Raw genomic sequence first — 26,232 nt, forward strand, 5'->3', positions numbered from 1 at the left:
CTTGTGCGCGATTCCGCAAGCTGACTCGTCTAAGACATATGCCATACAAACTATTTGATCAATGAAGAGACTGGAAGCTTAAGAGACACTTCAAATCCACTTTCTTTGCCTGGTATGGGTGAATGAAGAGAAAGCTTGCTGCCTATCCGTTCTGCGATGGCATTCACTATAGCCAGACCCAAACCACTACCCTCTGAAGCATTATCTGCCCGTTCGAATCGATCAGTCAATCTAGTCAAAGTTTCTTCAGGCACTGTGGGACAATCATTTGCAACGCTGAGGAGTCCATCTCTTGAAAGCGAAACATGTATTGACTTACCTTCTGTTCCATGGCGCAACGCATTCTCAACAAGATTGCGATATATGATCGCGAATACATCAGGATCTAGGTCAGACATTACTGGAGAAGTTGGTAAATCCATGAGGACCCCCGATCGTCCAACTAAACGCCTGAAGTCCTCAGTTAGGATCTCAGCCACAAGTCTCAAGTCAGAGATTTGTTCCAGTCTCAATCGTCCGCCTTCGGCTCGAGCGAGCTGCATCAAGCGCTCTGAAAGACCTGCCAAGCGTTTGAGTGTCAACTCGATATCCGCAGCACGTGCTTGAGCTCTCTGATCCTCTGTCTCGCTTTGCAATCTTTGTGCTTGAGCAATCGCACCAGCGAGCGGCGTTCGCAATTCATGCGCAGCATTAGCCGCAAAATTTCGCTCAGCCTCAAAAGCTGCTCCCAACCTATTGAGCAAATTGTTTAAGGTCTCGGTCACCGGAGCGACCTCACTGGGCAAGCCGGCAGAAGATAGAGGCGAAAAATCTCGCACACTGCGGATCGATAAGAGCTTTCTGAACTGATGCAAAGGAGCTAGACTTGAGCGTACAGCAAGAACGACAACCAAGAGCGCAAATGGTAAAAAAATCAATAATGGAAGTCCCAAACCCATTTGTATATTACGCGCAACATTGTTGAGATGAGCCAGCGGTTCTGCAATCGTCAGGCGAACTGATCCCTGCAACGCTTCCTCACTGTAAAATCGATGAGTCAAAGACTGGCTAAATCCAGTTCCGCTCCAACTCGGAAAGATTTCCGGATCTGCATCATGTGAAAGAAGGAGTAGGCTCCCTTCTTTATCGCGCACGATGTAGGTTAGCAGTTCGTCGTGATTTCGAACAACGGACAAACGCTGAATCGTATCATTTGGCTCACGCCCAAGAATATCCGTTACGACAAGTGGCATGATCCGCTGAGCAGTCTCTTGCAAAGCAGAATCGAAAACATCCTCGATAGCATGACGCGCCAGGAGAGCAGTTACTGTTGCCGCTACGATCCAAAGGATCGAAAGAAGGACGCCCAGCGTCACGCCCAACCTTCGCTGCAGACTCCATGCTTGCATCAAACTTGTCCCAATCTATAGCCCATACCTCGCTCAGTCTCGATGATTTGAGCGCCTAACTTCTTACGCAATCGACTGATGTGAACTTCAATCGTATTACTCTCGACATCATTTTCAAAAGAATATAATTTTTCTTCCAACTGCGCTTTAGAGAATAATTGTCCAGGTCTGGACATCAACGCCTCCAACACGGCCCATTCGCGCGCTGTCAATGTGACAAGGTGATCCCCAAGTCGTATACGACGTGCTGCCAGATCAACTTGAAGCGATCCAATATTCAGGATTGGATTTGGATTACCTCCATAACGACGCACCACAGAACCTATCCTGGCAGATAACTCTGCCAAATCAAACGGTTTCACCAGATAATCGTCTGCACCGGCATTCAGACCCTCAATACGGTCAGACACTTGGTCCAGTGCAGTCAAGATGATGACAGGAATCTTATCCCCTCTAACACGCAAGCGTTTCAGAAACGGAATGCCTTTGCCATCAGGCAGCATGAGATCAAGCAAAATAAGATCATATGAAATTCCAGCGAGTGCACTCTGAGCTTCGTCAAGACGTTGCACCCAGTCCACTGGATGACCGTCGTCCACAAGTTGATCACGCAGAGCAGTCCCCAAGACCGCGTCATCTTCAATAAGTAGGATACGCATCAATCAATTCCTCGCGATAGCGTCAAATACACAACAACCTGAAGGGAAGCTGAAGAAATTTTTGATCTTGCTTCAGGATTTGGTCACATTAGCAGGGCATGATTCATTCATCAAGAATATAGGAGATCTGGAATGAAAAAATTTTTACGTCTTGGCATCATAATTTCTCTCTGCAGTCCTCTCTTGGCATATGCAAGCGAAGACTGTCGCCGAGCCATGACCGACTGGCAGTCTCGTGAAGCTGTTACGGCCTATGTAAGCAAACTAGGCCTGGAGTCGGAACGCTTACGCATCGACGATGGTTGTTACGAAATCCGAGCGCGAGATGCTGAGGGTAATCAGGTACGGTTGAAGATCGACCCCTCGACACTCTCCATCCTGAAGCTGGAAGTTCGCTTTCTAGCTGGTAACAACCCCTCTCGATACTTGCAAAATCAAAGTGTCCGCTGAGATTGACGGATCAATCACTCAATCTCTATTTTCATCGCTACGTGCACAAGGTACCTCTATGAAGAATATATTTTCTTGTCTTGCATTATCTACTGCACTATTAATACCAGGCTTGGCTGCGGCACGACCGGTCACACTGACCACTACACTCAAGAAGTACGGTGGCGATGGCGCCTATCTTGCTGTGTATTTAACTGATGCCTCAGGCGCTTTCGTTCGCACAATTTGGGTTGCAGGCGAAAAATCAAAGTATTACAAACACTTGACTGAATGGTATCGCGCAACGGGGGGGAAATCTTCAGCGATTAACGGCATTACCGGAGCGAGCGTAGGCGCAGGACGCGAACTAAAGATCACTGTAGATTTAGCTGATGCATTGTTTGATGCCGGTTACAAAATAAACATTGATGCCGCAGCCGAAGACTTGCGAGATAGCCCTCGAGATATTTCGATACCTCTTACAAAGGCCGGCGCTGGTCAGCCGAATGTGGGACGGCGCTTTGTTGCCGGGTTCACATACACTCCTTAAGCTCAGCATCGGAGAGTGTTTCATGCACCGCATCCTGCACAGATGGTTTGGGCTTGTGCTCGGCGTATTACTAGTCTTGACTGCCTTAAGCGGTTCTGCTCTATCTTTGTTTCCTCTCATTGAATCGAAGCAAACCCCATCGACTCAGCGCACAATAACAGTTGCCGAGCTGGTCGAACGCGTGCAAGCAAATCACCCTGGTCTCGAACAACTCAAGCGTTCACCCTCAGGAAAATTGACAGCCTGGTGGTTTGATGGGGATCAGCCTGGTTCAGCCATCATCCATCCACAATCAGGCCAAGATCTGGCCCCAGCTGATCCCGATCCAGTGCAACGTTGGTTGACAAATTTTCATCGTTCTCTTTTTCTTGGGGATCTCGGACGACTGATTGTTGTAGTTAGCGCACTGACCATGATCCTATTGGTGATTTCGGGAGCAGTACTGGTTGCACGTCGAACAGGCGGTTGGCGAAAGTGGTTTATTGGTCTAAAGGGACCACTCGCTGGACGTTTACACACCGACATCTCGCGTATTGCAGTGTTTGGCTTGGGATTTTCCGCACTCACTGCCCTGTGGATGTCCGCTGAAACTTTCGAAATCATCAACGTCGAACCCATGCAGACTCAAGTCATCGCACCTGCAAGCGGAAAGAAGGGCCTGCGCGTAGCAGAGATTTCAGCTCTGCGGGCAATATCGGTGACAGAGATTCGTGAACTAAGCTTTCCCGCACTTGGCGACTCACAAGACGTTTACACGCTAAAGACGGATCGTGGGGTAGGACATATCGACCAAGGAACTGGCACACTCCTTTCGTGGCAAGGCTTGAGTATGAGCCAACGAATATCAGAGACGATCAACATGTTGCATACAGGCCAGGGTACTGCGGTATTTGGAATATTACTTGGATTAATCGCGCTCTCAGTTCCTGTGTTGGCAGTGACGGGAGGTATTGTTTGGCTTGTTGGCATTCGCAAACGTCCAAAACTGATGAATAATGATCCAAGTGGTGCAGCGCACACAGTTATTTTAGTTGGCTCCGAGGGGGGCAGCACCTGGGGGTTTGCCGGAACACTCGCCGACTCCCTTCGCAAGGCAGGGCAGTTAGTCCACATCGCACCCATGGATGGCTTTAATCCTGCGCGTTATCGAAATGCAAAGCGTTATTTAATCCTAGCCGCGACATATGGCAACGGTGACTCTCCCTCCTCGGCTGTAAGGTTTCTTGAACAAATTCGCTTGCTAAAGGAACCACCCGCTGCTCCGGTCGCGGTATTGGGATTTGGTGACCGCAGTTTTCCCGAATTTTGCGCCTTCGCTGAAAGCGTCGATCAAACCGCCAGTGAAATAGGTTGGAAAAAGCTACTTGCTCTTGACACGATTGATCGTCAATCGGCACAAGACTTTACCCGTTGGGGACACTTGCTTGGCGAGGCACTTGGACTTCAGCTTGAGCTTTCCCATCAGCCTGTCCCTCCCGCTACCGAATCGCTCACACTTCTGGAGCGACGCAATTACGGGCAAGCCGTTCAGGTGCCGATGGTGATCTTAAGATTTGCCTTGCCTAAAGCGTCTTGGTGGCGAAAACTAATAAAACAAGGTTTTTCTGATTACGAGGCAGGCGACCTGTTAGGCATATTGCCAAATGGATCTTCGGTACCGCGGCTCTATTCCCTAGCTTCAGGTTCCAAAGATAATTTCATCGAAATAGTTGTTCGTCAACACAAATGCGGCTTGTCATCGGGACAATTGGTCAATCTCGAACCCGGGCAGTCTATTCAAGCATTTTTGCAGCGCAATCCAAACTTTCATGCAGAACAAGCGATGACACCCTTGATTTTGATTGGAGCAGGCACAGGGATAGGACCATTAGCTGGCTTCATCCGAGGCAATCAGCAACATCGACCGATTCACCTATTTTTTGGCATTCGAAACCCTGATAGCGACTTTTTATATCAGGAAGAATTCTCACGCTGGAAAATCGAAGGCAGGCTGTCTCGTCTTTCGATCGCGACATCAAGGGCCTCACCGCCAAATTATGTGCAGGATGCACTGCGTCAGGAATCACAAGAAGTGCTTGAAGCTATCCGTCAAGGTGCAAAGGTGATGGTGTGCGGAGGACGCGAGATGGCGCATGGCGTAGCCGAGGTACTGACAGAAATTCTGAAACCTTCAGGCATCACACCTGCGATACTTAGAGAAAAAAAACGCTATGTCGAAGACGTCTACTGAAATGATCCGGAACACCCTAAACGGCTCAACGATGGGTACGCGATGGTCAGCCTTATTTTTCGCATCATCGGAGTTTGATTCAGCATCATTAAAAAATGCGTTACAACGTGCTGTCGACGAAGTTGATGCGCAAATGTCAACTTGGAAGCCAGAGAGTGACCTAATGCGTTTAAATAATGCGCCCGTAGGTGCGCCAATCGAATTACCTGTCCAGTTGATTCACGTACTTAACTTGGGCCTGACAATTGGTCGTGCCTCGGGTGGAGCATTCGATATCGGAATGGGTGACGCAGTACGTGCCTGGGGTTTTGCTGCAGAAGATGCTCATCAAGACCACATAATGACGGCGCTAAATTGGCCACGTCGCCCTGCATATGAGTTGCTTGAAGTCAAAGGAACACGCGTATGTAAACGTGACATGATCACAATAGATCTAAATGGTATTGCGAAAGGCTATGGCGTGGATCGTTTAGCTGAAGTTCTGTTAAACCACGGAATCCGCTCAGGACTGGTGGGGATTGATGGGGAAATGCGTGCACTGGGGCTACGGCCAGATGGTGAGCCTTGGTCTATCGCTATCGAAGCGCCCGAATCTGATTGTCGAAAGCCACACTCGATACTGACACTGCACGATGGAGCCGTCGCAACTTCGGGTGACTATCGTCACTATGTGATGGTTGAGGGTCGTCGTCTGTCACACACGATGAATCCTATGCGCGGCGCGCCACTGACCACTTCACCCGCTTCTGTCACAGTAGTCGCTCGGACTTGCGCAGAGGCAGACGCATGGGCGACCGCCCTCATGGTGCTTGGACCTGACAAGGGCTCTACTCTTTTGTTAAAACAAGGATTAAGCGCTCTCTTCTTACTACGAGATGAAACAAATGGCGTCAAATCCGTAGGATTCGGTCAAATTTTTAGTAAACAAAAAAGCATGATTTCAGCAATACCATTGCGAACCTCATAACTCAAAAAAGAAATAATCTTTCCTTACTTAGGGTGGAGATCACTCACACTTGAGGGATTTTGCACTGCATAATAGACTGATATAAATAAATCAGTCACATCAAAGCTTAAATGAAACCATTAAAAAATATCAAAGTCATCGATTTGAGTAAAGTGCTGGCAGGTCCACTGTGTGCCCAATTTCTAGGGGAGCTCGGGGCAAATGTCATTAAGATTGAGCCAGTCGGCTCCGGAGACGATACACGGGCTTGGCTACCCAAAGAAAAAGGTCAATCCGCTATGTTCCTTGCGGTCAATCATAATAAACGTAGTATCGCCTTAGATCTTAAATCTCCTGACGGTCAAAAAATTATTCATGAGCTTGTCGCCAGTGCCGATATTATTCTCCAGGGGTTTGGATCTGGAACCGCCAAAAAGCTCGCAGTCGATTATGAAACCATCGAAAAAATTAATCCCAGGATCATTTATCTTGAAATTTCCGGCTATGGTCGCGATGGCCCATTAGGCAAAGAGCCAGGTTATGACGTCATGCTCCAGGCCTTTAGTGGAATGCTCAGTTCAATGGGTGACCCTGATGGAGGATTTTCACGCGCAAGTTTTTCACCTGTCGACCTTGGCACTGGATCATTTGCACTGAGCGGAATTTTGGCAGCATTACTGGAGCGACAACAAACAGGAAAAGGCGTATACGTTGAAGTCTCTCTTCTAGATACTTCGATTTCTCAAATGGGGTATATGGCCCAAAACTACTGGCGTACGGGCGCACCGCCTCGTCGGATGGGAACAGCTCATCCTGCCATGTCACCATATCAAGCATTTGAAACATCAGATGGTTATCTCATGCTTGGTGTGGGCAACGATGCGCAATGGAGACGATTTTGTGGAGCCATCCAATCCGAAGCCTTAATGAATGACCCACGCTTTATCACCAACGCTGCGCGCGTATCCAATTTTAATGAAACAGTTCAAACTGTCGGCAAAATCATGCGTACTCGCTCAACTGATGAATGGTTGGATTTACTCAGATCAGCTGGTGTGCCCTGCTCACCGATCAATACCCTTGATCAAGCGCTTGAACATCCTCAGGTTCAATCTCGTTCACTCTTTGTTGAAACAGATCATCCAGTTTTAGGGCCGATGAAAAATGTCGGCTACCCAGTCAAATTTAACAATCAACCCAGGCAAGCCTCTCGCCATGCACCCTTATTAGGTGAGCATACAAAAGAGGTACTTACTGAAATGGGTCTGTCACATGAGCGCATCGATGAACTACTTAAGCATGGTGTCGTTGAACAGGCATAATTAGACCGATAAAAAAGTTGGATTTTATGTTTACATTCAAGCAGTATTACTTTGACGATTTTACGATCGGTGAAGAATTTCCAATACCTTCTCGCACGATGACTGAGGCTCTTTTCGCGGCCTTCCAGTTGGCAAGCGCGGATAACCACCCAAGTCACTACGATGTTGAGTACTGTCGTAAACGAGGCATGCCCAATTTAGGGGCGCACGGATTTCAGATATTGATTCAAAGTGCTGCAGGCGCTGGCTGGTTTCCCCATTACGTCGAAGACTCAATGAAAGGCTTCATTGAACAATCCAGTCATTTTCTCAAACCTGTCTACGTTGGCGACACTCTCTATCCAAGCTTAAAGATATCAAAATTGGATTGCGGCAAGACGACGGGTGTCGTCACACTCGCATCGACCATTCTTAACCAGCGAAATGAATTGGTGATGCAAGGTGAACAAAAATATTTAATTAAACGCCATCCCAGCCTTTGTGCATGATGATCAGAGAAATTTAATCGACTCACGAGACATTCACTTACTCAACCTACACCTTACACAATACCCCTGGCTCTGAAGCTGGAGCAAGGTTATGCATGTAGGGATCAAACTCGACTAACTTAAAAAACCTTGTTGATTGTTAACAGGATAGACTGGGTGGTAGCAGTGCCTGTACTGCTACCGATCAACGAGCCGCTATAAGTGCTGGGAGTGCTTGGATTGTTGAATGTAGAGTAATAACTTGCGGTTTTATTCTGTGTCATGCTGATCGTATAGCTCAGATCGAGAAACCAGGACTTGTCGAGGTAATACGTTCCGCCCACAACCAGCGCACCACCCCAGACCCATTGGCTTGCAGAAAAGTTTTGCGGCGCACCCGAAATATCGGTTCTCGCACCGTTTAAATCGGCAAAACCAACAAGGTTGTTTATCTTGGTATCGACTTGCGACAGGGTTGGACCCACGCCAAAATAAACAGTACCTCTTTCAAAAGACTGACCGAAATATGGAATCAATGAAAACTGATGGTTAATTGTTTTCTGATATGAGCTAGCAATAGCATTCCCAGTAAAGGGGGTGCCATTTGAATAAGAGCCATACTGCGGGATTCGAATGTAGTCGTTTGTCGCTGTTGTCCCCCCTAAGTAACCATAGGAAAACTTTACGCCCCACAAGTAATCAGAATCTTTAAATTTTTGAAAATATCCAGCCTGAATAGATGGGGATACGCCATTCGCAGTGGGCATATCAATCCCGACAGGTGGTCCTCCTGCAGTCCCTGAGGACTCAAAGGCGCCTGTAGAGGTATTCGTTACAGTCGAGGTACCAGTCGCTTCAAGCATCTGGCCTTTGAATTTTGTCGAATTCAGTCCCATACCCAAGCCGAGATAAGCGCCTGAATTTGGAACAAGTGAAGTCGAAGTAGATTGTGCGCTGGAGACTGTCGACAAGACGGTCAAAAGAGGCATTGCCATGCTGAGAATAAATGCTTTTTTCATTGCGATGGCCTTTGAAGGTGTACTTCAAATACGCCAGTGTATTCTGGTCAATGCATTTAAACCATGCGGGTTTGGCAATCTTATCGTTTGCGATCACAGTTCAACATACCAAAACTGTGATCGCAGATCACTCATTACGCAGCAAGGCGCATTCTGCTTGCTTCGCGAATAGAAAGTTTGATGATTTCAAGAGCGGCATCAAACTGCTCTTGGGGAATAGTCAAAGGATACAGGAAACGAATCACGTTGGCATAAACGCCGCAAGTCAAAAGAATTAATCCATGAGACATCGCTATTCTTTGAACTTCGTTTGTGATTTCAGGTGAAGGTTCACCCGTTTTAGGATCACAAAACTCCGCGGCAACCATCGAACCCAGTCCCCTTACCTCCGCAATAGCAGGATTTGATTTCCTTTCAGCCTCAAGAGTCGTCATCAGTTGCTGACCCAACTGTGCGGAACGCTCACACAAGCCCTCTGCCTGGATCGTATCGATCACCGCATGCGAAGCCGCAATCGCCAACGGATTACCTGCGTATGTGCCGCCTAAACCACCCGGAGCGGGACCATCCATCACATCGGCACGACCGCAGACACCGGACAGAGGCATGCCACCCGCCAAACTCTTGGCCATCGTCACAATATCCGCTTCGACACCATAGTGCTCCATTGCAAACATCTTTCCCGTGCGCGCAAAGCCTGATTGCACTTCGTCAGCGATTAGCAAAATGCCATGCTTGTCACAAATTTTGCGCAGAGCAATAACAAGTTCCTTAGGGATGATATAGAAGCCTCCCTCACCTTGCACAGGTTCGAAAATAATCGCAGCCACGCGACTTGCTTCAATATCAGCTTTGAACAATCTTTCAATCGCAGCGATCGACTCCGCGACTGAAACATGCAACATTTCGCTCGGAAATGGAACGTGATAAATGTCGCTAGGGAAAGGTCCGAAGGCAGTCTTGTAAGGAACAACCTTGCCAGTCAACGCCATCCCCAGATTTGTACGACCATGAAACGCACCGGAAAAAGCAATCACGCCATGACGCCCGGTATAGGCCCGTGCGATTTTAACTGCATTTTCAACAGCCTCAGCACCTGTTGTAAAAAATGCAGTTTTCTTTGGACCTGAAATGGGTGTGATCTCGGCAACACGCTCAGCCAGCGATACATAACTTTCATAAGGAATGACTTGATAGGCCGTATGCGTAAAACGTTCAAGCTGTTCCTGCATCGCACGGACTAATGCAGGATGACGGTGGCCAGTATTCATGACAGCAATACCGCAAGCAAAGTCGGTGTACTTGTTGCCTTCAACATCCCAAAGGGTTGCGTTTTCAGCACGGTCTGCATAAAAATCACACATAATGCCAACTCCGCGTGGAGCTATCGCTTTACGGCGCTTTGTAATATCCGAATTATTCATTTTTTGTCCCTGCCTCATCAAAAAGAGAGAAAACTTTCAAATTTATTTCAAAAATCCAGTGAAAAAACTATGTGTGTTATCAGACATCGCTCCGAGGTGATACCCACCCTCTTGCACGACCACCGTGGGAAGATTCAAATCCGAGACAATTTTTCCCAATCGCGCGAATCCCTCTGTCGTAACCGCAACTTGAGCCTGGGGATCATCTTTATAGACATCAAACCCCAAGGCAAGAACGATCGCATCGGGCTTGAACCTCTGGATGGTCTCGATCGCGACCTGCACCTTGTCAAAGAACACTTTCTCGGTTGACCCGTGCGGCATAGGCAAGTTCAAGTTAAAGCCCTCACCCTGACCCTCCCCTTGCTCATCGTCAAAGCCGGCAACAACAGGGTAGAAATTCGTGGGGTCACCGTGAACGGAAACATACATGACGTCATCTCTGCCGTAAAAAATTTCTTGAACACCCTGCCCATGATGCATATCCGTATCAAGTACAACAACTTTCCCAAATTTTTGTCTGAGATGTTGCGCGGCGACGGCAGCATTGTTGATATAACAAAAGCCACCCGCCGCATCGCGGCGCGCATGGTGGCCAGGTGGACGACACAAAGCGTAGGCCTTGCGCTCACCCGCCAAGATCTCCTCTGCGGCGGCGACCGCCGATTGGGCCGCCCAATAGGACGAAGTCCAAGTATGCGGGCCAATCGGGCAGCTGCCGTCGGCAAGATAACGGGCGGCTTCGGCAAGGATCCCGCGCAAAGGATTGGGGTGCCGGACATAGACGTTTGACATCACCTCATCACCCCAGTCTTGGGGAATTTCTTTCCAGCGACGATGTGCATGCTCAAGAAAATTCAGATACTCAGGAGCATGAACAGCCAACAAAGGAGTGCGGCCATAATCTTTCGGTTCCACCACAGAGAGGTTCATTTTTGATAAACCCTCCAAAATGCCATCGACGCGATCAGGAATTTCTTGTGGTTTTCTCATCTGACCGCGAGAAAGATAAGTCTGTGGATGATGAAGTTTGACGTTTGGATGATAAAAAGATTTCATGAGAGACTCACTTTCTTTGAAAATTTGAGATAAGAGTCGGGAGCGAGATCGACAAACCTGCGAGCGTAATGAGCAACATTCCGATGACAGCCAAGGACTTGGGAAAATGATCAAAAACAAGCATACTAAAGATCACGGCCAACAGGAGATGAAAGTAATTAAATGGCGCCAACACGGAAGCCGGCACATATTGAAAAGCGCGTATCAACAAATACTGTCCAATCCCACTCAGAAATCCGACTAAAAGCATTTCAATCATATCGTGAGCGTCAGGCCAACGGGTCGGCCAAAACGACAACAACACGATTGTCCCCATCACCGTGCAGATCACAGCCGCATATAGAAACTGTTGCTCGCTTGTCACCTGTCCAGAGAGCTTGCGCGTCAATAACTGCACCATCGCAAAACTTATTGCCGCCATCAGCATCAACGCGCTCCCCAGAAGGGAAAGCTGACCACTTGGATGAACAATCAAGAGCATCCCAATCATTCCAACCACAACCGCAGCGATCTGTTTAAACCTGACAGTTTCTTTGAGCATCAAAGGAGCGAGCGCAACGATCATCAGAGGTGCTGAAAAATATATCGCTGTCGCTTCTGCCAAAGGCATGTATTGAAGCGCTGGCATAAAACAAATACCCACCATCCCTAGCATTGCACCACGTATCCATAACAGTCTGCGTTGCGGTGCTGCCACAACGAAAGGAATTTTGTTTTTAAACATCACGCCAAGCGCCATCGCCAGAACAACAATGTAGCGTGTGAGATTGACCAGTGGAGCCGAGTTGCGTTGAACCAGATCTTTGGCCATCACATCCAGAACAGCCAGCGCAAACAATGCCGTTAAAAAAATACCAAATCCTCTTAGCCAGTTTGTCTGGTCCTCTGTTTTCATTTGGGACAGCATCACGCTTTAAGATTGAACCAAGTAGTTTTTAAATCACAATATTTATCGAGAGCGTGAAGTGACTTATCACGACCAAAACCCGACTGCTTGACCCCGCCAAATGGAACAGTGATATCTCCATCAAAATAACAGTTCACCCAAACCAAACCAGCACGAAGTTTTCGGCTAACGCGATGGGCACGTGACAAATTTGCGGTCCACAGACCCGCCCCTAAGCCATAAATAGAGTCATTGGCCAGCTTGATCACCTCTTCTTCATCTGAAAAACGCTGGGCGGCAAGAACTGGTCCAAAAATTTCTTCTTGAACGATCGACAAATCGGACTGAGTCAAACCAGGTCTTGTGCAATCAAATATGGTTGGCTCAATAAAGTAGCCACCACTTTCAGCCCTGATTTTCTTACCTCCCGTTCGCAACTGAGCACCTTGCGACTGACCAGACTCGATATAGCTCAATACCTTATTAAACTGACGCTCGTCGACGATGGCCCCCATCACAGTCGCTGGATCCAAAGGATCGCCGGGTTGCATCTTGGCAGCAGCCTGAGAGACCTTATCCATGAATATGTCATAGATACTGTCATGAACATAAAGCCTTGATCCGGCAATACAAACCTCACCTTGGTTGGCGAAGATACCGACTGCGGCCGCCTGAGCTGCCGCGTCAAGATCAGGACAGTCTTCAAAAATGATGTGGGGGGATTTACCACCACACTCCAACCATATCCGCTTAAGATTCGACATGCCTGAGTACTGCATAAACCGTTTACCTGTGGCGGTTGATCCCGTAAAGGCTAAGCAATCCACTTGAGGGTGCATACCGAGTGCTTGACCTGCATCGACCCCTGTTCCAGGCAGGACATTTAAAACACCTGGCGGAATTCCAGCTTGCAAAGCTAACTCGGCTAATTTGAGAACACTTAACGGTGTTTGTTCGGCTGGTTTCAATATCACGCTATTTCCAGCAGCCAGAGCGGGCGCAACTTTCCATGAGGCCATCATCAAGGGGTAGTTCCACGGGACAACGGCTGCAACCACACCGACCGGCTCTCTTGTGATTGTTGCTAAAGCGTCTTGACCTGTGGGTGCGATCTCATCGTACTGCTTATCAATCGCCTCGCCATACCAGGCAAAGCATTTTGCCGACTCAGGAATGTCATACATCACAGCGTCTGCTATTGGCTTTCCCATGCAGAGTGTTTCAAGCAAGGCAAGCTCTTCGGTATGCGCTTCTATCAGGGTTGCGAGTTTGAGTAAAACAGTTTTTCGTTCACGCGGTGACAAGCCTGACCAAACAGCGCTTTCAAATGACGCTTTGGCAATCTTGACAGCGACATCCACATCATTTGCCTGGCAAGCGGAAACATTGACAAGCAATTCACCATTCGATGGATTCACTATCTGCATCGTCTGACCATTGACGGCATCTACAAATCTTCCGCCAATAAATGCTTGATGTGGCAAAGATAGTGTACTTGCTTTTTCTTTCCAGTAAGCGAGATCATGCAAACTCATCTTCTATCTCCCATTAGAGACCAGCCGTTTCAAGCATGGCTTGCAGAAGGACCTGCGCACCCGCTTCGATGTCTTCGGGAGTCGCATCTTCGATTTCGTTGTGACTGATGCCATCTTTACAAGGAATAAAAATCATTGCGGTCGGAGCGACACTCGATATATAGACAGCATCATGTCCGGCGCCCGTGACGATATCCATGTGTGAATAGCCGCAATGCTGTGCGGCATGCCGAACAGTATTGACTAAAGAAGGAGTAAAGGGTGTGGGTGGCCAATATTGGATATCCTGAATGCTGACCTTTACTGAATGAAGAGTTTCAATCTCTTGACAGACTTTGCGAAACTTCAAATCCATCTCTGCAAGCGTCTCAACATTTTCATGACGCAAATCCGCTGTAAAAGTAACGCGACCCGGAATCACGTTTCGAGACCCTGGGTATGCATTCACTACACCAACCGTGCCGCGACCGTGTGGTTGATTTTCCCGGGCGATATCAATCACAGACTGCATCAGATATGTAGCCGCATACAGCGCATCTTGACGAACCTGCATTGGAGTGGGACCAGCATGCATTTCCATTCCGGTGACTGTCACGTCATACCATCGCAGACCCAATCCGCCGGTCACAACGCCAATGGTTTTCTTTTCATGTTCGAGAATGGGTCCCTGTTCGATATGCGCTTCGAAATAGGCTTTCAGTGCCCTGCCTTTTGCAGGCGCTTCCCCTGCGTAACCAATTGCCTTGAGCTCTTCGGCAACGACCTTGCCATCTTGGTCTTTCGCGCTCAATGCAGTCTCTAGGGAAAACTTCCCTGCAAACACACCAGAGCCCATTAGGACAGGGACAAAACGCGTCCCCTCCTCATTTGTCCAAATTGCAAGCTCAAGTGGGGCCTCAGTCTGTATGCCCTTTTCCCGGAGTGTACGCATCACTTCAAGACCAGCCAAAACACCGAAACAACCATCAAACTTACCGCCAGTGGGTTGGGTATCGATATGACTTCCGGTCATGACAGGCGGCAGTGCCGGATTACGGCCTTCAAGACGGCCAAAAATATTTCCAATCTGATCGACACTGACCTTTAAACCTGCGCTTTTCATCCAGCCAACGACTAAATCACGTCCCTCGCCATCGAGCTTGGTCAAGGCCAAACGGCAATTTCCGCCTTTATCCGTTGCACCAATTTTTGCAAGCTCCATCAGCGAGCTGTAAAGACGTGGACCATTGATTGATATTTTTTCAATTAATTCATTCATGAATATTTCCTCAAGAGACTTTCGCAAGTGCGCGTGCACGAATTTGCGTCAAGGTATCGCCCGGAGCAATGCCATCCGCGTCGTATTGCAACTCAATCAAAGCCGGAAGCCTTTGTGTGTGTGCAAACTCAAGCGCTGTTTTGAACGCAGCTGCAAAATCCTCAGTCCGTGTCACAGTCTGGCCAAAACCTTTGTAGGCCTGAATAAGTTGCGAAAAGTTTGGATTGTCAAAACCGAGCGCAATCGTTCGACCAGGAAACTCACGCTCCTGATGCGCGCGTATGGTGCCCCACATGCTGTTATTAAATACCAGCACAACAATACCCAAGCGGTATTGCATCGCGACGCCAAGCTCCTGGCATGTCATCTGAAAGCAGCCATCACCAGCGAAACACACTACCGTTCGCTCGGGAGACTCTAACTTTGCTGAAATCGCTGCAGGCAAGCCATAACCCATCGTCCCAACAACAGGAGCCAAGCTTGTACCAATACCTGAAAATCGTCGATAACGATGTGGAAATAGCGCATAATTTCCTGCACCAACCGTCACGCATGCATCCCTGGGCAGCAAAGCATCGACTTGAGCGGACACTGCGTTGAGATTGAGCGTGCCGGGTGCGTCAAGTGGAACGAGACTATTTAAATAGTCTTGATGGCAAGACTTGACCCACTCCCCTCGTCCGGGCGCATAACTCGGTGACAAACCTTGTAACGCTTGCGCAAAACCCACTGGCGTCGCTGTAATGGCTAGGCTGGGATGATAGAGTCTCCCGAGTTCAGATGGATCAGGATATATATGAATCAATCTCTGTCGTGGCATGGGACTTTCAATCCAGCTATAGCCTTCACTGGTGGGTTCATTCAAATGCGCACAGACACTGATAATTAAATCGGCTTGCGTTAATTGCTCACGTAGCTCATGGGTCATCCCCCAGCCGATATGTCCAACGAAATTCGGATGGTCCCAGTCCATACACTCGAGCCGGCGCCAGGAAACACCAACCGGAATCTCAAATGCCAGCGCAAAAAGTCCAATCTGCTCTCTAGACTCCTGCGTCCACCCGCTCCCGCCTAAGACCATCATCGGTCTTTTGGCCTGTGTTATCAGGCTGACCAAGGCAGAAATATCTTGGGAACTTGGCGAGATTTGAGTACGAACATAGCGTGGCAAGTCAGGTACGTTCGATCGCCCCCACAAGGTATCCTCAGGCAGAGCCAATACGACAGGGCCCGGACGACCACTTGTTGCAACAGCAAAAGCACGCGCAACAAATTCTGGAATACGCTCTGTTCGATCGATCTGTGCCACCCATTTACACAAACTGCCAAACATCTTGCGATAGTCTATTTCTTGAAATGCTTCACGCTCGATATGATCGTTACCAACCTGACCGACAAATAAGATCAAGGGGGTTGAATCCTGAAATGCTGTATGAACGCCCACACTCGCATTGGTCGCACCCGGACCTCGGGTGACGAAACACACACCAGGCTCGCCCGTCAGTTTTCCATAAGCCTCGGCCATATAGACCGCACCGCTCTCCTGACGACAAACGATGGGATCTATGACACCTTGATGGTCATAAAAAGCATCGATACATGGCAAGTAGCTCTCCCCGGCAACCATAAAAACTCTTTTGGTTCCGTGTATTTTGAGCTGCTGAACAAGAATTTGCCCGCCATTTCGCAAATCTTTAGCGTCTGTCTGAAGCGTCATGTGAGACCTAATTGTAAGAATCGCTGGCGGCCAATGGCTTCCAACGCTGACCAGGAATAGCGGAAATCAATGTGCGTGTGTACTCGTTCAGCGGTCGGTCAAATACTTGCTGCGGTGTGCCGTGCTCAACAATTTTCCCTCGATGCATCACCGCGATTTCATGGCAGATCTGGGCAGCGACGCGCAAGTCGTGCGTGATAAAAATCATGGCAACGTTCAGCTTTTTTTGAATATTTTGCAGCAAGCTCAAGACTTGCGCCTGAACGGAAACATCCAAAGCAGAAACAGACTCGTCCGCAACCAGTAATTCAGGTTGTAGGGCGAGTGCACGGGCGATACCGATACGCTGACGCTGCCCCCCTGAAAATTCATTTGGATAACGATCAAAAGCTGATTCATCGAGCTCAACCAGTCTCAGAAGTTCGCGAGCGCGTTGATTGGCTTCATCGCGACTAACACCATTGGCAATCGGACCGTCTGTAATAATCCGGCCAACTGTGTGCCTTGGATTCAAGGACGCAAAAGGATCCTGAAAAATCATCTGTATTTTTTGACGGAATGGCCTGAATTGCGACTCAGCCAGAGGCGCGATATCCTTGCCGTGAAACATCATCTTTCCGCCATCGATGGCGACAAGTTTTAATAAACATCGACCAATCGTGGATTTGCCCGAGCCAGATTCGCCGACGATCCCTAAAGTCTGTCCTTTTCTAACTGTAAAACTCACCTCATCCACCGCGTGCACCACTCGTTTCTTGACAAACAAACCGCGGGCTGTCACGTAGGTCTTACTAAGCTTTTGCACATCTAAAACGACATCATCAGATTGATCGGAGTTTTCCGGCTGTGAATTGCCATGAGGAATAGCGGCGATCAAACGCTGTGTGTAAGGATGCTTTGGATCATTCAACACCTGATCTGCAGGTCCTTGCTCAACCACGAGCCCCTTCTCCATCACCATGACACGATCAGCGATATCCGCGACCACGCCAAAATCATGGGTGATGAACATCACAGCCATTTGCATGGATTGTTGAATCTTTTTAATCAGCGCGAGGATCTGCGCTTGAGTCGTCACATCCAGCGCTGTGGTGGGCTCATCCGCAATCAATATTGCGGGCTCAAGGGCAAGTGCCATCGCGATCATGACACGTTGTCGTTGTCCGCCAGACAAACGAAAGGGATAGGCGTACTGTATGGATTCTGGATCGGGCAAGCCCACCAACTCTAAGAGCTCAAGCACGCGCTTTTGTCTGAGCACACCAGGATAGGCTTGATGGACAGCCATGACTTCTGCAATCTGATCACCGACGGTCATGAGCGGATTGAGGGCTGACATCGGCTCTTGAAAAATCATGCCGATATCTCGACCGCGCAGTTTCAAGAGAGAATCTTCTGAAAGTGTCAGCAGGTCTTCGCCGCGAAAAATAATGTTGCCAGCCTCTGGCTTCAAATAGGTGGGTAAGAGTCCCATAATCGCGTTTGCGCTGATAGACTTGCCAGAGCCCGATTCACCAACGATGCAAAGGATTTCATTTGGATTCAAAACAAATGACACATCTTTGATGGCGTGGGCGCGATCGCCTCCCTTTGGCAGTCGGACACACAGGCCCTGAACGCTCAAAAGCGAATCGGTATTTTTTTCAATGGTGGTTGACATGACCTTATTCTCCCCGCTTGCGTAATTGAGGATTCATCGCGTCATTCAGCCCCTCTCCGATCAGATTAATCGCGAGCACGGTAAACAAAATCGCCAAGCCCGGCATGATGCTCATCCATGGCGCTTCACGCAACATGGTACGCGACGCACCGATCATGAAACCCCAACTCATCATGTTGCGATCGCCCAGACCTAAAAAGGACAAGGCTGATTCAGTCAAGATAGCCGTAGCGATCATGAGAGAGGCCGTCACGATAATTGGAGAAATCGCATTGGGTAAAATTTGAGTGAAAATGATTCGAATGGGACGCTGTCCGATCACTACAGCGGCCTGCACAAACTCGCGTTGCTTCAGTGACAGAAATTCACCTCTGACTAAACGTGCGACAGGTGGCCAAGACACAATCGCGATCGCCCCAACAATCGAATACATCGAGGGACTCAAGATCGCCACCAATACAACCGCCATGGCGAGCTGCGGGATGGTTTGAAAAAACTCTGTGAACCGCATCATCACATCATCGATCCAGCCGCCATAAAAGCCTGCGAGCGCACCAATCAAAACGCCCACGATCACTGCGACCAAGGTCGAGACAATTCCGACAAAAAGAGAGACGCGTGCACCATACGCCAAGCCTGAAGCAATATCGCGCCCAAGCATGTCCGTACCCAGGAGATACTCAGAGTCATGGAAGGGCAAAATCAGTGGCTGCGCAACCATCATCCAAGGAGACTCTTCAAAGACAAACGAGCAAAACACTCCAGCCAAAATCACAATTAAAAGGATGAACGAACCAAAAACAGCGCCACGGTTAGAAGCAAAATGCCTAATAAACTGACTCATATCAAGTCCCGAATTCAATGCGTGGATCAATGAACCTATAGATCAAGTCCGTGATGAGGTTAAAGATCACAACCATCGTTGCTGTGACCAAAAACACCCCAAGCAACAGTTGATAGTCTCTTTGCAAGAGTGCGTCGAACATCAGACGTCCAATCCCTGGCCAGGCAAACACTGTTTCAGTCAAGACCGCTCCACCCGCCATCTGTCCCAGCTGAATACCTGCGAATGTCACAACAGGAAGCAAGGCATTTCGCAAGACATGCTTTCTGATCACGTCTCCAGCCGGAACGCCTTTTGCGCGAGCCGTTTTAATGAAATCCATTCCCATGACTTCAAGCATGGCGGCACGCGTCAGTCGCGCATAGACCGCCATAAAAAAGCATCCTAATGAAATCACCGGCAAAACCAGATGGGATGCGATATCTGTCGCGCGAGCCCAACCTGTTAAATTCGCGCTCACAGACTCCATGCCAAAAGCGGGCAACCAGCCGAGCGTGACTGAAAATAAAATAATCATGAGCAAGGACAACCAAAAAAGCGGCGTTGCATACAAGAGCAAGGCTGCGGACATGATGGTCGAATCCAGCCATTTATGACGACTGGTGTATCGCGAACGCGAAGCCAGCACGCCGAGCAAAACACCTATCACAATTGAAAATACAAACGCGCATCCCATCAGGAGCAATGTTGCAGGCAAGCGCTCAAGGATGAGATCCAGCACGGGCAACCGATTGCGATAGGAGTAGCCTAAATCAAGATGAAGAACACCTTTTAGATAGATCCAAAGCTGTTCATAAACAGGTCGATCAAAGCCGAATTGCTGTCGCAATTGTTCGACATACGCAGGATCTGAGGACGCAGCCTCTCCAGCCATGATCGCTGCGGGGTCTCCCGGCGCCATGCGTATGAGAAAAAAATTAAGCACCACAACACCTAGCACGACAAAGACTGCCTTGCCCAAGCGTGATATTAGAAAAGAAAGAAATTTCAAGATATTTGGCCTTACCAGCGAGGTGCCTCTCGCGCACCGGACACAGGTGGAGATCCACCCGTGTCCTTTAAACACACGTTCGAGTTAAATCACTTCTTCTCGATCCAGACATTATCAAAACTCTCATTCAACCCAATTGCGGTCGTCACAAGATTTTTGACATTTTTGCGATAGAAAGTTGGATATTCGATTTCAAACAGGAAGCCGTTGGCAACCTCATTGACCAGAATATTTTGTGCTTCGCTGTAAAGCTTTTGACGTTGGGCAGGATCGATTGTCGAGGCACCTTTATTCAACAATTCGTCAACCTTGGCGTTTTTATAGCCCTGATTATTGACGAAAGGCGAACCCTTGACGATGTTGCTTGAAAGGTAATGACGGGCGACACCGATCGCTGGATCACCATACTGGTAGGTGAAGTTAAACGTGAGATCAAAGTCAAAGTCACCAATGCGCTTAGCCCAGCCACCTGCGTCCGTTGCTACGATATTGACCTTGAAACCGATCTGCTCAAGACTTTGCTTGGTGTATTCAGCCAAGCGATCCCAACCCGATCCATAAGGAAAACTGACCAGATTGATGGTGCGGGCACCGACATTCACACCCGACTCTTTGACAAGCTCACGGGCTTTTTTCAAACTATAGTCATATTGTGCGACTTTGGGTTCAAAAAAAAGCGTTGTGGAGGCCAAGGGGCTGATTGCCACTTTTCCCAATCCAAAGAAAATGTTGTCGACGATGAATTTTCGGTTGAGTGCATGCATCACAGCCTGGCGCACTTTGAGATTATCAAAAGGTGCCGTTCTTTGATTCATGAACATGAATGAAAGTGGTGAATACATTTCCCAGCCCTTTGTTGTCATTTCAACATTAGGCAGGGCTTTGAGGCGTTTGACCTCAACGTTATCCACATCTCCTCCACGCAAAACTTGCGCGTCACCTTTCTCAAACGCCACCGCACGCGAGGCTGCATCAGGGATGACACGGAAGACGATCTCATCAAGATACGGCATCCCTGGTTTCCAATAGTCATCGTTGCGAACTAGTTTGATGTAGGAACCTTTTTTCCATTCACCAAATTTGAATGGACCTGTGCCAATCGGTGTCTGATTAGCTGGATTGTTCCGATAGTCTGTCCCCTCATAGATATGCTTGGGCACCATTGGCATATTATCTACAACAAAGATGCTTAAGAACGGCGCAAAGGGCTCTTTGAGCTTGATCACGACAGTATTCGCATCGGGGGCTGTAATGGTCTCTACATATTTGTTGATAACCAGTCGCCCTCTAGGATGTGTTTCACGTAGAAACTTGTCCATGCTGAATACAACATCCGCAGAGCTGAAAGGCTTGCCATCATGCCACTTGACGCCTGTTTGCAGATCGAAGGTATAAGTCAAACCATCTTCTGAAACACGCCAGGCCTTGGCCAACGAGGGTAAGGGCTTGAGTTTTTCATCATAAGTCAACAGACCTTGATAAATTTTGCCGGCGACATATTGTGTTGGTCCTTGCTGGTTGAGACCAAGCATCAGAATGGGAGGCTCTGGCTGCACAATCGCAGTCAGTGTCCCGCCGCGCGTTTGCGCAGTCGCAGCTGTACCCGCAGACAAAAGTGTCAATGCCATCGCGGCAGCGAGACCAGCCTTTTTGAAGTTTGAACTTGTTGTGAAATACTTCATCTTAGCCCTCATGTGGTGGACAAAACGGGGCGGATTTCCACGACCCGACTAGCCGGAATCTTTACTCCAGAAATGACGTTCCGGCAGAATGTCGTCATTTCCTTGCTACTTTGCGAGTTGGAAGTTTTTTCCATCACAGCAAATCTTTTTTGAGTCGGTTATAGATACTGCTCAAGTGTTTACGCATCATTTCTTCGGCTGCCTGAGCATCCGCTGCGAGGATGGCGTGAACAATCTCATCATGTTCGTTTTGTGCGATTTTCCAGACCGACTCTGTCGCAATGTGCTCATCCAAACGAGTGAACACCTCACTGTTATCATGCAGGGCCCAAAGATCCCTGACCATGACAGGTAAAGCCGTATTGCCTGAGGCACGCGCGATCGCCAAATGAAACTCTCGGTCTGCATGACCGGGCTTCTCAGCATTGTGCAGACTCAGCGCTGTCAGACGGATTTCCTCACACTGTGCTGGTGTGGCATTTGCTGCAGCCAAGGCAGCAATCTGGGGTTCCAGCATCAACCGGGCCTCCATCAATTCAAACGGACCCACTTCTCCATATCCGGATATATTTTTATCCTGCGCTATGGATGAGACTGAATGTGGCTGACCGGGATGATTCGATACAAATATGCCCGCCCCCACACGAACATCCACAAATCCCTCGATCTCCAGAGCAATTAATGCCTCCCGCACCGTCGGTCGACTCACTCTGAGTGCCTCGGCCAAGTCGCGCTCCGATGGTAGGCGTGCACCCGGTCCGTACTCGCCAGCTTGAATCTTTAATTTGATCTGGTCTGCGATCATCCGAAACAGCCTTGGAACGCTGACTGGATTAAACGTGCTTGGAAAATTCAATATCAACTCTTTTGGTCAGGTGGACAAGTGGTCAGGCCAATTTGAAAGATACATCTAATTAATAAGTTTTGCGCCTAGGGATTACCCCTCCCCTGTAGTAGGACTTAAGTCACCTATATTTACATTAAAGGAATTTAAAAAATCCACACGCTGCAAATACAAAATTGGGAGTCTGCATGACCGCTCGTTTAGAAGGAAAAATCGCCCTGATTTTGGGCGCAGGATCAGTGGGGCCCGGCTGGGGAAACGGCCGCGCCATGGCGGTACGATTCGCCGAAGAAGGCTCGAAAGTGTTTGGCGTGGACAAGGACATGGCCCGGATGAAGGAAACCATCGAGCGTGTCCAGGCGGCTGGGGGAGAAATTGATACCGCGCCCTGTGATGTGACGCAAAGCACGCAAATTGCTGAGGTTGTCCGCCAATGCGTTGAAAAATGGGGACGAATTGATATTTTGATCAATAACGTCGGTGGCTCAGCAGCAGGTGGACCCGTCGAGCTAGAGGAGGATGTCTGGGACGCTCAGGTGGACAGCAACCTCAAAAGTGTCTTTTTGAGCTGCAAGCACGTACTCCCGATCATGGAAAAACAAGGCAGTGGCGTCATCATCAACATGTCGTCGACATCTGGTATCCGATGGACGGGTTCTGCACAAGTCGCATATGCCGCGACCAAAGCCGGCGTGATCCAGCTATCTAAGGTCGTGGCGATTCAATACGCAAAGAAAGGCATCCGCGTCAACACCATCGTGCCCGGACAGCTTCACACTCCAATGGTGGAAGTCAGACTGGCAGGACAGCGCTCAGGTGGTGATGTGGAAAAGCTCCTTGAGCAACGACAAGCGCGTATTCCACTACCCTTCATGGGCGATGGGCGAGACACGGCGAATGCGGCCGTTTTTCTTGCCTCGGACGAAGCACGCTTTATAACAGGCACTGAAATAGTCGTCGATGGCGGCATGTCCGTGCGCTGTGGATAAATTAGAGATACTCTGGAGACATAAGATGAATTTAAAAATCAAAAAATATGCTTGCGCGTTGCTGGGCACGCTGATGGCCGCAGCTATGCCACAAATTGCCATGGCGCAAGCCAAAACCACTAAGCTGATCGTAGCCTTCCCGCCAGGCGGTCCTGTAGATTTTGTCGCGCGAAGCATCAGCGACGCACTCTCCAAAGAGCTTGGACAACTCGTCATTGTTGAAAACAAAGCTGGTGCAAACGGTGCCATTGCTGCCGACTACGTGATCAAGTCAGCGCCCGATGGCAACACGCTCTGGCTAACAAGCGTTGGAGCAGTGGCGATCAATCCAAGCCTCTACCCCAAGCTGTCATACAACCCAAAACAAGACCTCGCACCTGTTTCTCTGGTTGTCAATAACGTCGAGTTATTGGTTGTCAATCCAAAGAATCCTGCCAACAACCCTGCCGAGTTTGTGGCAAACGCAAAAAAACAGCGAACCACGATGGCCTCCTCTGGAGCGGGTAGCGTTCCTCATTTAGCGATGGAACAAGTCGCAGACGCAACGGGTGCAAACCTCGTTCATGTGCCATATAAAGGCGCGGCGCCTGCTATCACAGATGTCATGGCGGGGCATGTGGATGGTTTTTTCGGTGATATTCCAGGTTTGATCAACAACGTCAAAGCCGGCAAGCTCAAACCTGTTGGACTGGCCGCCACGCAACGCCATCCACTCCTGCCCGACGTCAAAACCTTTGAAGAAATGGGAATTAAAGGCGTCGACTCAGATAACTGGTACGCTATTTTTACGTCTAAAGGTACACCACCAGCAGATATTGAGCGGATCAACAAAGCGATCGCCAAGGTTCTTGCCAATGATGCAGTCAAAACTCGTCTGGCAAACTCTGGCGCCCAACCCGCCGCATCCACCCCTCAACAATTGGCAGATCTTTTAGAAAAAGACACGGCGAAATGGGAACGGATTATTCGCACAAAAAATATTCAACCGCAGTGAATCCATCCACGTATTCTTGAGGTCTTTTCATGAGCCAAAAAACAGATTTGATCTTATTGCAAGCCAACGTCAAAAAAGACGAGGCCCGCGCACTTCTGGGTAGGCTCAAAGTAAAAGACTTGATCAAGAAAATCGCGGTGATCTACCCTGCCTGGGCGCCAGCGGAGCCTGATCATGCTCAGTCTGGCCTACTTCACCTGTATCTAAAGCTCGAACAGCCGCGCCGTTTGGGTAAGAAAGACATTCAAAAAATTGAACGACGATGGCAAAAAATCAGTCAAGCGAGCCAGGCTTTTGCTTCAAGGTTGCGGAAAGTCTTTGAACAAACGGGTGCAGCCATCGGTCAAACGCCTCGATTTCACTATGCGGTTGAAACAACGCCTGAAAAGGGTTGGCGCAAAGAGCTCAGCAAATGGTACGACAAGGAGCATATGCCCGGGCTCGCTGCTGTTCCAGGTTGTATTCATGCTGTGAGAATGATCAATCTTGATCATGGACCGCGCTTCATTGCCTGTTATGACCTAGTCGACAGATCTGTCATGGGCTCCCCAGAGTGGCTCAAAATTAGACATACCGAATGGAGCGATCGTTGCCGTCCTCACTTTACCCAAACCAAACGCAACATGTTTGAGTGTCTGGAGAGTTAATCTTGGCACATGAAAGCTGGAAAACCGCCTATCGCTCGTTCTATTACGAGCATGCGCCGATTCCTTCGGAACTGATGCTGGACCCTGCCAAGACTGCGCTGCTTGTCATCGATGTGCAAAACGCCTATCTGGCCGAATCATCCGACCCCCAGGAACGTGCGCGATGGTCACCCTTTATGGACCGCATGCACGGCCTGGTGATACCAAATATTCAACGACTGATTAAGAGTTTTCGAGATCGCTCAATGAACGTGATGTTCGCACGCATCGCCTGCCAGACTAAAGATGGCCGAGACCGCTCGCTTTCGCAACGTAAACCGGGCTTTAATAATCTGCTCTTGCCAAAAGATGAGCATGCAAGCCAAATTATCGATGCGCTTGCCCCGAAACCAGACGAGATCGTCGTCACAAAAACAACCGATAGCGCCCTGACCGGAACAAACCTGAGACTGATGCTTCACAACATCGGCATCCACCACGTGATCTGTGTGGGTATTTTCACCGACCAGTGTGTCTCAAGTACCGTGCGCAGTCTCGCAGATGAAAGTTTTGATGTCGTGGTCTGCCATGATGCCTGCGCAGCCGCCACCGACGCGTTGCATGAGAACGAACTCAAAACAATCAATTGGATTTACTGTCAGGTAGCAAGCACCCAAGAAACTCTGGAGTTTATTCGATAAAAATCTTCATCA

The 26,232-nt window shown here is 48.9% G+C and carries 24 protein-coding genes; 10 read left to right on the plus strand and 14 right to left on the minus strand.

Features of this window, described 5'->3' with window-relative positions; translation table 11 throughout:
• Positions 1 to 50: 50 nt before the first annotated feature.
• Positions 51 to 1,388, minus strand: coding sequence for an ATP-binding protein (locus QWY27_RS03130; protein ID WP_290194637.1), 1,338 nt, complete (start codon positions 1,386 to 1,388; stop codon positions 51 to 53).
• Positions 1,388 to 2,047 carry a response regulator transcription factor gene (locus QWY27_RS03135; protein ID WP_290194639.1) on the minus strand — a complete coding sequence of 220 codons (660 nt, stop codon included), beginning with the start codon at positions 2,045 to 2,047 and terminating at the stop codon, positions 1,388 to 1,390. Before QWY27_RS03135 ends, QWY27_RS03130 begins: the two co-directional genes overlap by 1 nt.
• A 132-nt stretch (positions 2,048 to 2,179) precedes the next feature.
• Here QWY27_RS03135 and QWY27_RS03140 point away from each other — a divergent pair, with 132 nt between their 5' ends.
• The 6 genes from QWY27_RS03140 (at position 2,180) to QWY27_RS03165 (ending at position 8,012) form a co-directional block, all read left to right on the plus strand.
• A complete protein-coding gene (locus tag QWY27_RS03140; RefSeq protein WP_290194641.1) occupies positions 2,180 to 2,497 on the plus strand; it encodes a PepSY domain-containing protein in 318 nt (105 codons plus the stop codon).
• A 58-nt stretch (positions 2,498 to 2,555) separates the two neighbouring features.
• Positions 2,556 to 3,026, plus strand: coding sequence for a DUF2271 domain-containing protein (locus QWY27_RS03145; protein WP_290194643.1), 471 nt, complete (start codon positions 2,556 to 2,558; stop codon positions 3,024 to 3,026).
• A gap of 22 nt (positions 3,027 to 3,048) precedes the next feature.
• Entirely contained in the window at positions 3,049 to 5,256 is a 2,208-nt protein-coding gene (locus tag QWY27_RS03150; protein WP_290194645.1) for a PepSY domain-containing protein, read from the plus strand.
• Complete coding sequence (locus QWY27_RS03155) at positions 5,237 to 6,223, plus strand: FAD:protein FMN transferase (protein WP_290194647.1); 987 nt, start codon at positions 5,237 to 5,239, stop codon at positions 6,221 to 6,223. The genes QWY27_RS03150 and QWY27_RS03155 overlap by 20 nt, the downstream gene beginning before the upstream one ends.
• Positions 6,224 to 6,333: 110 nt before the next feature.
• On the plus strand, positions 6,334 to 7,524 hold the full coding sequence (locus QWY27_RS03160; RefSeq protein ID WP_290194649.1) for a CaiB/BaiF CoA transferase family protein: 1,191 nt from the start codon (positions 6,334 to 6,336) through the stop codon (positions 7,522 to 7,524).
• Between the two features lie 26 nt (positions 7,525 to 7,550).
• Positions 7,551 to 8,012, plus strand: coding sequence for a MaoC family dehydratase (locus QWY27_RS03165; protein ID WP_290194651.1), 462 nt, complete (start codon positions 7,551 to 7,553; stop codon positions 8,010 to 8,012).
• 119 nt (positions 8,013 to 8,131) lie between these two features.
• On the opposite strand, the gene QWY27_RS03170 is transcribed toward QWY27_RS03165, so the two are convergent.
• The 12 genes from QWY27_RS03170 to QWY27_RS03225 form a co-directional block, all read right to left on the minus strand.
• Positions 8,132 to 9,010 carry a hypothetical protein gene (locus tag QWY27_RS03170; RefSeq protein ID WP_290194653.1) on the minus strand — a complete coding sequence of 293 codons (879 nt, stop codon included), beginning with the start codon at positions 9,008 to 9,010 and terminating at the stop codon, positions 8,132 to 8,134.
• Positions 9,011 to 9,144: 134 nt separating this feature from the next.
• Positions 9,145 to 10,434, minus strand: a complete 1,290-nt coding sequence (gene gabT / locus QWY27_RS03175; RefSeq protein WP_290194655.1) for a 4-aminobutyrate--2-oxoglutarate transaminase — start codon at positions 10,432 to 10,434, stop codon at positions 9,145 to 9,147.
• A 42-nt stretch (positions 10,435 to 10,476) separates the two neighbouring features.
• On the minus strand, positions 10,477 to 11,493 hold the full coding sequence (locus tag QWY27_RS03180) for a histone deacetylase family protein (RefSeq protein WP_290194656.1): 1,017 nt from the start codon (positions 11,491 to 11,493) through the stop codon (positions 10,477 to 10,479).
• A gap of 7 nt (positions 11,494 to 11,500) precedes the next feature.
• A complete protein-coding gene (locus QWY27_RS03185; protein ID WP_290194658.1) occupies positions 11,501 to 12,388 on the minus strand; it encodes a DMT family transporter in 888 nt (295 codons plus the stop codon).
• 11 nt (positions 12,389 to 12,399) lie between these two features.
• On the minus strand, positions 12,400 to 13,914 hold the full coding sequence (locus tag QWY27_RS03190) for an aldehyde dehydrogenase (protein WP_290194660.1): 1,515 nt from the start codon (positions 13,912 to 13,914) through the stop codon (positions 12,400 to 12,402).
• Between the two features lie 13 nt (positions 13,915 to 13,927).
• Positions 13,928 to 15,172, minus strand: coding sequence for a Zn-dependent hydrolase (locus tag QWY27_RS03195; protein WP_290194662.1), 1,245 nt, complete (start codon positions 15,170 to 15,172; stop codon positions 13,928 to 13,930).
• Positions 15,173 to 15,182: 10 nt separating this feature from the next.
• Positions 15,183 to 16,889, minus strand: a complete 1,707-nt coding sequence (locus QWY27_RS03200) for a thiamine pyrophosphate-binding protein (protein ID WP_290194663.1) — start codon at positions 16,887 to 16,889, stop codon at positions 15,183 to 15,185.
• Positions 16,890 to 16,896: 7 nt separating this feature from the next.
• Positions 16,897 to 18,549: an ABC transporter ATP-binding protein gene (locus QWY27_RS03205; protein ID WP_290194665.1), complete on the minus strand. Its 1,653-nt coding sequence runs from the start codon at positions 18,547 to 18,549 to the stop codon at positions 16,897 to 16,899.
• Between the two features lie 4 nt (positions 18,550 to 18,553).
• A complete protein-coding gene (locus QWY27_RS03210; protein WP_290194667.1) occupies positions 18,554 to 19,393 on the minus strand; it encodes an ABC transporter permease in 840 nt (279 codons plus the stop codon).
• 1 nt (position 19,394) lies between these two features.
• Positions 19,395 to 20,384, minus strand: coding sequence for an ABC transporter permease (locus QWY27_RS03215; protein ID WP_290194669.1), 990 nt, complete (start codon positions 20,382 to 20,384; stop codon positions 19,395 to 19,397).
• Positions 20,385 to 20,473: 89 nt separating this feature from the next.
• Positions 20,474 to 22,066 carry an ABC transporter substrate-binding protein gene (locus QWY27_RS03220; protein ID WP_290194671.1) on the minus strand — a complete coding sequence of 531 codons (1,593 nt, stop codon included), beginning with the start codon at positions 22,064 to 22,066 and terminating at the stop codon, positions 20,474 to 20,476.
• A gap of 133 nt (positions 22,067 to 22,199) precedes the next feature.
• Positions 22,200 to 22,922: a FadR/GntR family transcriptional regulator gene (locus tag QWY27_RS03225; RefSeq protein ID WP_290194673.1), complete on the minus strand. Its 723-nt coding sequence runs from the start codon at positions 22,920 to 22,922 to the stop codon at positions 22,200 to 22,202.
• A gap of 176 nt (positions 22,923 to 23,098) precedes the next feature.
• Between QWY27_RS03225 and QWY27_RS03230 the strand changes: the two genes are divergently transcribed.
• The 4 genes from QWY27_RS03230 to QWY27_RS03245 are packed head-to-tail and all read left to right on the plus strand — an operon-like array spanning position 23,099 to position 26,220.
• The gene (locus QWY27_RS03230) at positions 23,099 to 23,899 is read left to right on the plus strand and encodes an SDR family NAD(P)-dependent oxidoreductase (RefSeq protein ID WP_290194675.1); all 801 of its coding nucleotides are present in this window, start codon (positions 23,099 to 23,101) and stop codon (positions 23,897 to 23,899) included.
• A 25-nt stretch (positions 23,900 to 23,924) separates the two neighbouring features.
• On the plus strand, positions 23,925 to 24,893 hold the full coding sequence (locus QWY27_RS03235) for a Bug family tripartite tricarboxylate transporter substrate binding protein (protein WP_290194677.1): 969 nt from the start codon (positions 23,925 to 23,927) through the stop codon (positions 24,891 to 24,893).
• Positions 24,894 to 24,922: 29 nt separating this feature from the next.
• Complete coding sequence (locus QWY27_RS03240; RefSeq protein WP_290194679.1) at positions 24,923 to 25,540, plus strand: hypothetical protein; 618 nt, start codon at positions 24,923 to 24,925, stop codon at positions 25,538 to 25,540.
• Between the two features lie 2 nt (positions 25,541 to 25,542).
• Positions 25,543 to 26,220 (plus strand): cysteine hydrolase family protein, encoded by a 678-nt coding sequence (locus QWY27_RS03245; RefSeq protein WP_290194680.1) that lies wholly within the window; start codon positions 25,543 to 25,545, stop codon positions 26,218 to 26,220.
• Positions 26,221 to 26,232 lie beyond the last annotated feature (12 nt).

This window comes from Zwartia vadi (assembly GCF_030410375.1).
GTDB lineage: Bacteria > Pseudomonadota > Gammaproteobacteria > Burkholderiales > Burkholderiaceae_B > Zwartia > Zwartia vadi.

Bases quoted from the DNA above. Each gene is read 5' to 3' on its own strand.
- QWY27_RS03130 (WP_290194637.1), bottom strand. From the start codon at position 1,388: ATGCAAGCATGGAGTCTGCAGCGAAGGTTGGGCGTGACGCTGGGCGTC.
- QWY27_RS03135 (WP_290194639.1), bottom strand. From the start codon at position 2,047: ATGCGTATCCTACTTATTGAAGATGACGCGGTCTTGGGGACTGCTCTG.
- QWY27_RS03140 (WP_290194641.1), top strand. From the start codon at position 2,180: ATGAAAAAATTTTTACGTCTTGGCATCATAATTTCTCTCTGCAGTCCT.
- QWY27_RS03145 (WP_290194643.1), top strand. From the start codon at position 2,556: ATGAAGAATATATTTTCTTGTCTTGCATTATCTACTGCACTATTAATA.
- QWY27_RS03150 (WP_290194645.1), top strand. From the start codon at position 3,049: ATGCACCGCATCCTGCACAGATGGTTTGGGCTTGTGCTCGGCGTATTA.
- QWY27_RS03155 (WP_290194647.1), top strand. From the start codon at position 5,237: ATGTCGAAGACGTCTACTGAAATGATCCGGAACACCCTAAACGGCTCA.
- QWY27_RS03160 (WP_290194649.1), top strand. From the start codon at position 6,334: ATGAAACCATTAAAAAATATCAAAGTCATCGATTTGAGTAAAGTGCTG.
- QWY27_RS03165 (WP_290194651.1), top strand. From the start codon at position 7,551: ATGTTTACATTCAAGCAGTATTACTTTGACGATTTTACGATCGGTGAA.
- QWY27_RS03170 (WP_290194653.1), bottom strand. From the start codon at position 9,010: ATGAAAAAAGCATTTATTCTCAGCATGGCAATGCCTCTTTTGACCGTC.
- gabT (WP_290194655.1), bottom strand. From the start codon at position 10,434: ATGAATAATTCGGATATTACAAAGCGCCGTAAAGCGATAGCTCCACGC.
- QWY27_RS03180 (WP_290194656.1), bottom strand. From the start codon at position 11,493: ATGAAATCTTTTTATCATCCAAACGTCAAACTTCATCATCCACAGACT.
- QWY27_RS03185 (WP_290194658.1), bottom strand. From the start codon at position 12,388: ATGAAAACAGAGGACCAGACAAACTGGCTAAGAGGATTTGGTATTTTT.
- QWY27_RS03190 (WP_290194660.1), bottom strand. From the start codon at position 13,914: ATGAGTTTGCATGATCTCGCTTACTGGAAAGAAAAAGCAAGTACACTA.
- QWY27_RS03195 (WP_290194662.1), bottom strand. From the start codon at position 15,172: ATGAATGAATTAATTGAAAAAATATCAATCAATGGTCCACGTCTTTAC.
- QWY27_RS03200 (WP_290194663.1), bottom strand. From the start codon at position 16,889: ATGACGCTTCAGACAGACGCTAAAGATTTGCGAAATGGCGGGCAAATT.
- QWY27_RS03205 (WP_290194665.1), bottom strand. From the start codon at position 18,549: ATGTCAACCACCATTGAAAAAAATACCGATTCGCTTTTGAGCGTTCAG.
- QWY27_RS03210 (WP_290194667.1), bottom strand. From the start codon at position 19,393: ATGAGTCAGTTTATTAGGCATTTTGCTTCTAACCGTGGCGCTGTTTTT.
- QWY27_RS03220 (WP_290194671.1), bottom strand. From the start codon at position 22,066: ATGAAGTATTTCACAACAAGTTCAAACTTCAAAAAGGCTGGTCTCGCT.
- QWY27_RS03230 (WP_290194675.1), top strand. From the start codon at position 23,099: ATGACCGCTCGTTTAGAAGGAAAAATCGCCCTGATTTTGGGCGCAGGA.
- QWY27_RS03235 (WP_290194677.1), top strand. From the start codon at position 23,925: ATGAATTTAAAAATCAAAAAATATGCTTGCGCGTTGCTGGGCACGCTG.
- QWY27_RS03240 (WP_290194679.1), top strand. From the start codon at position 24,923: ATGAGCCAAAAAACAGATTTGATCTTATTGCAAGCCAACGTCAAAAAA.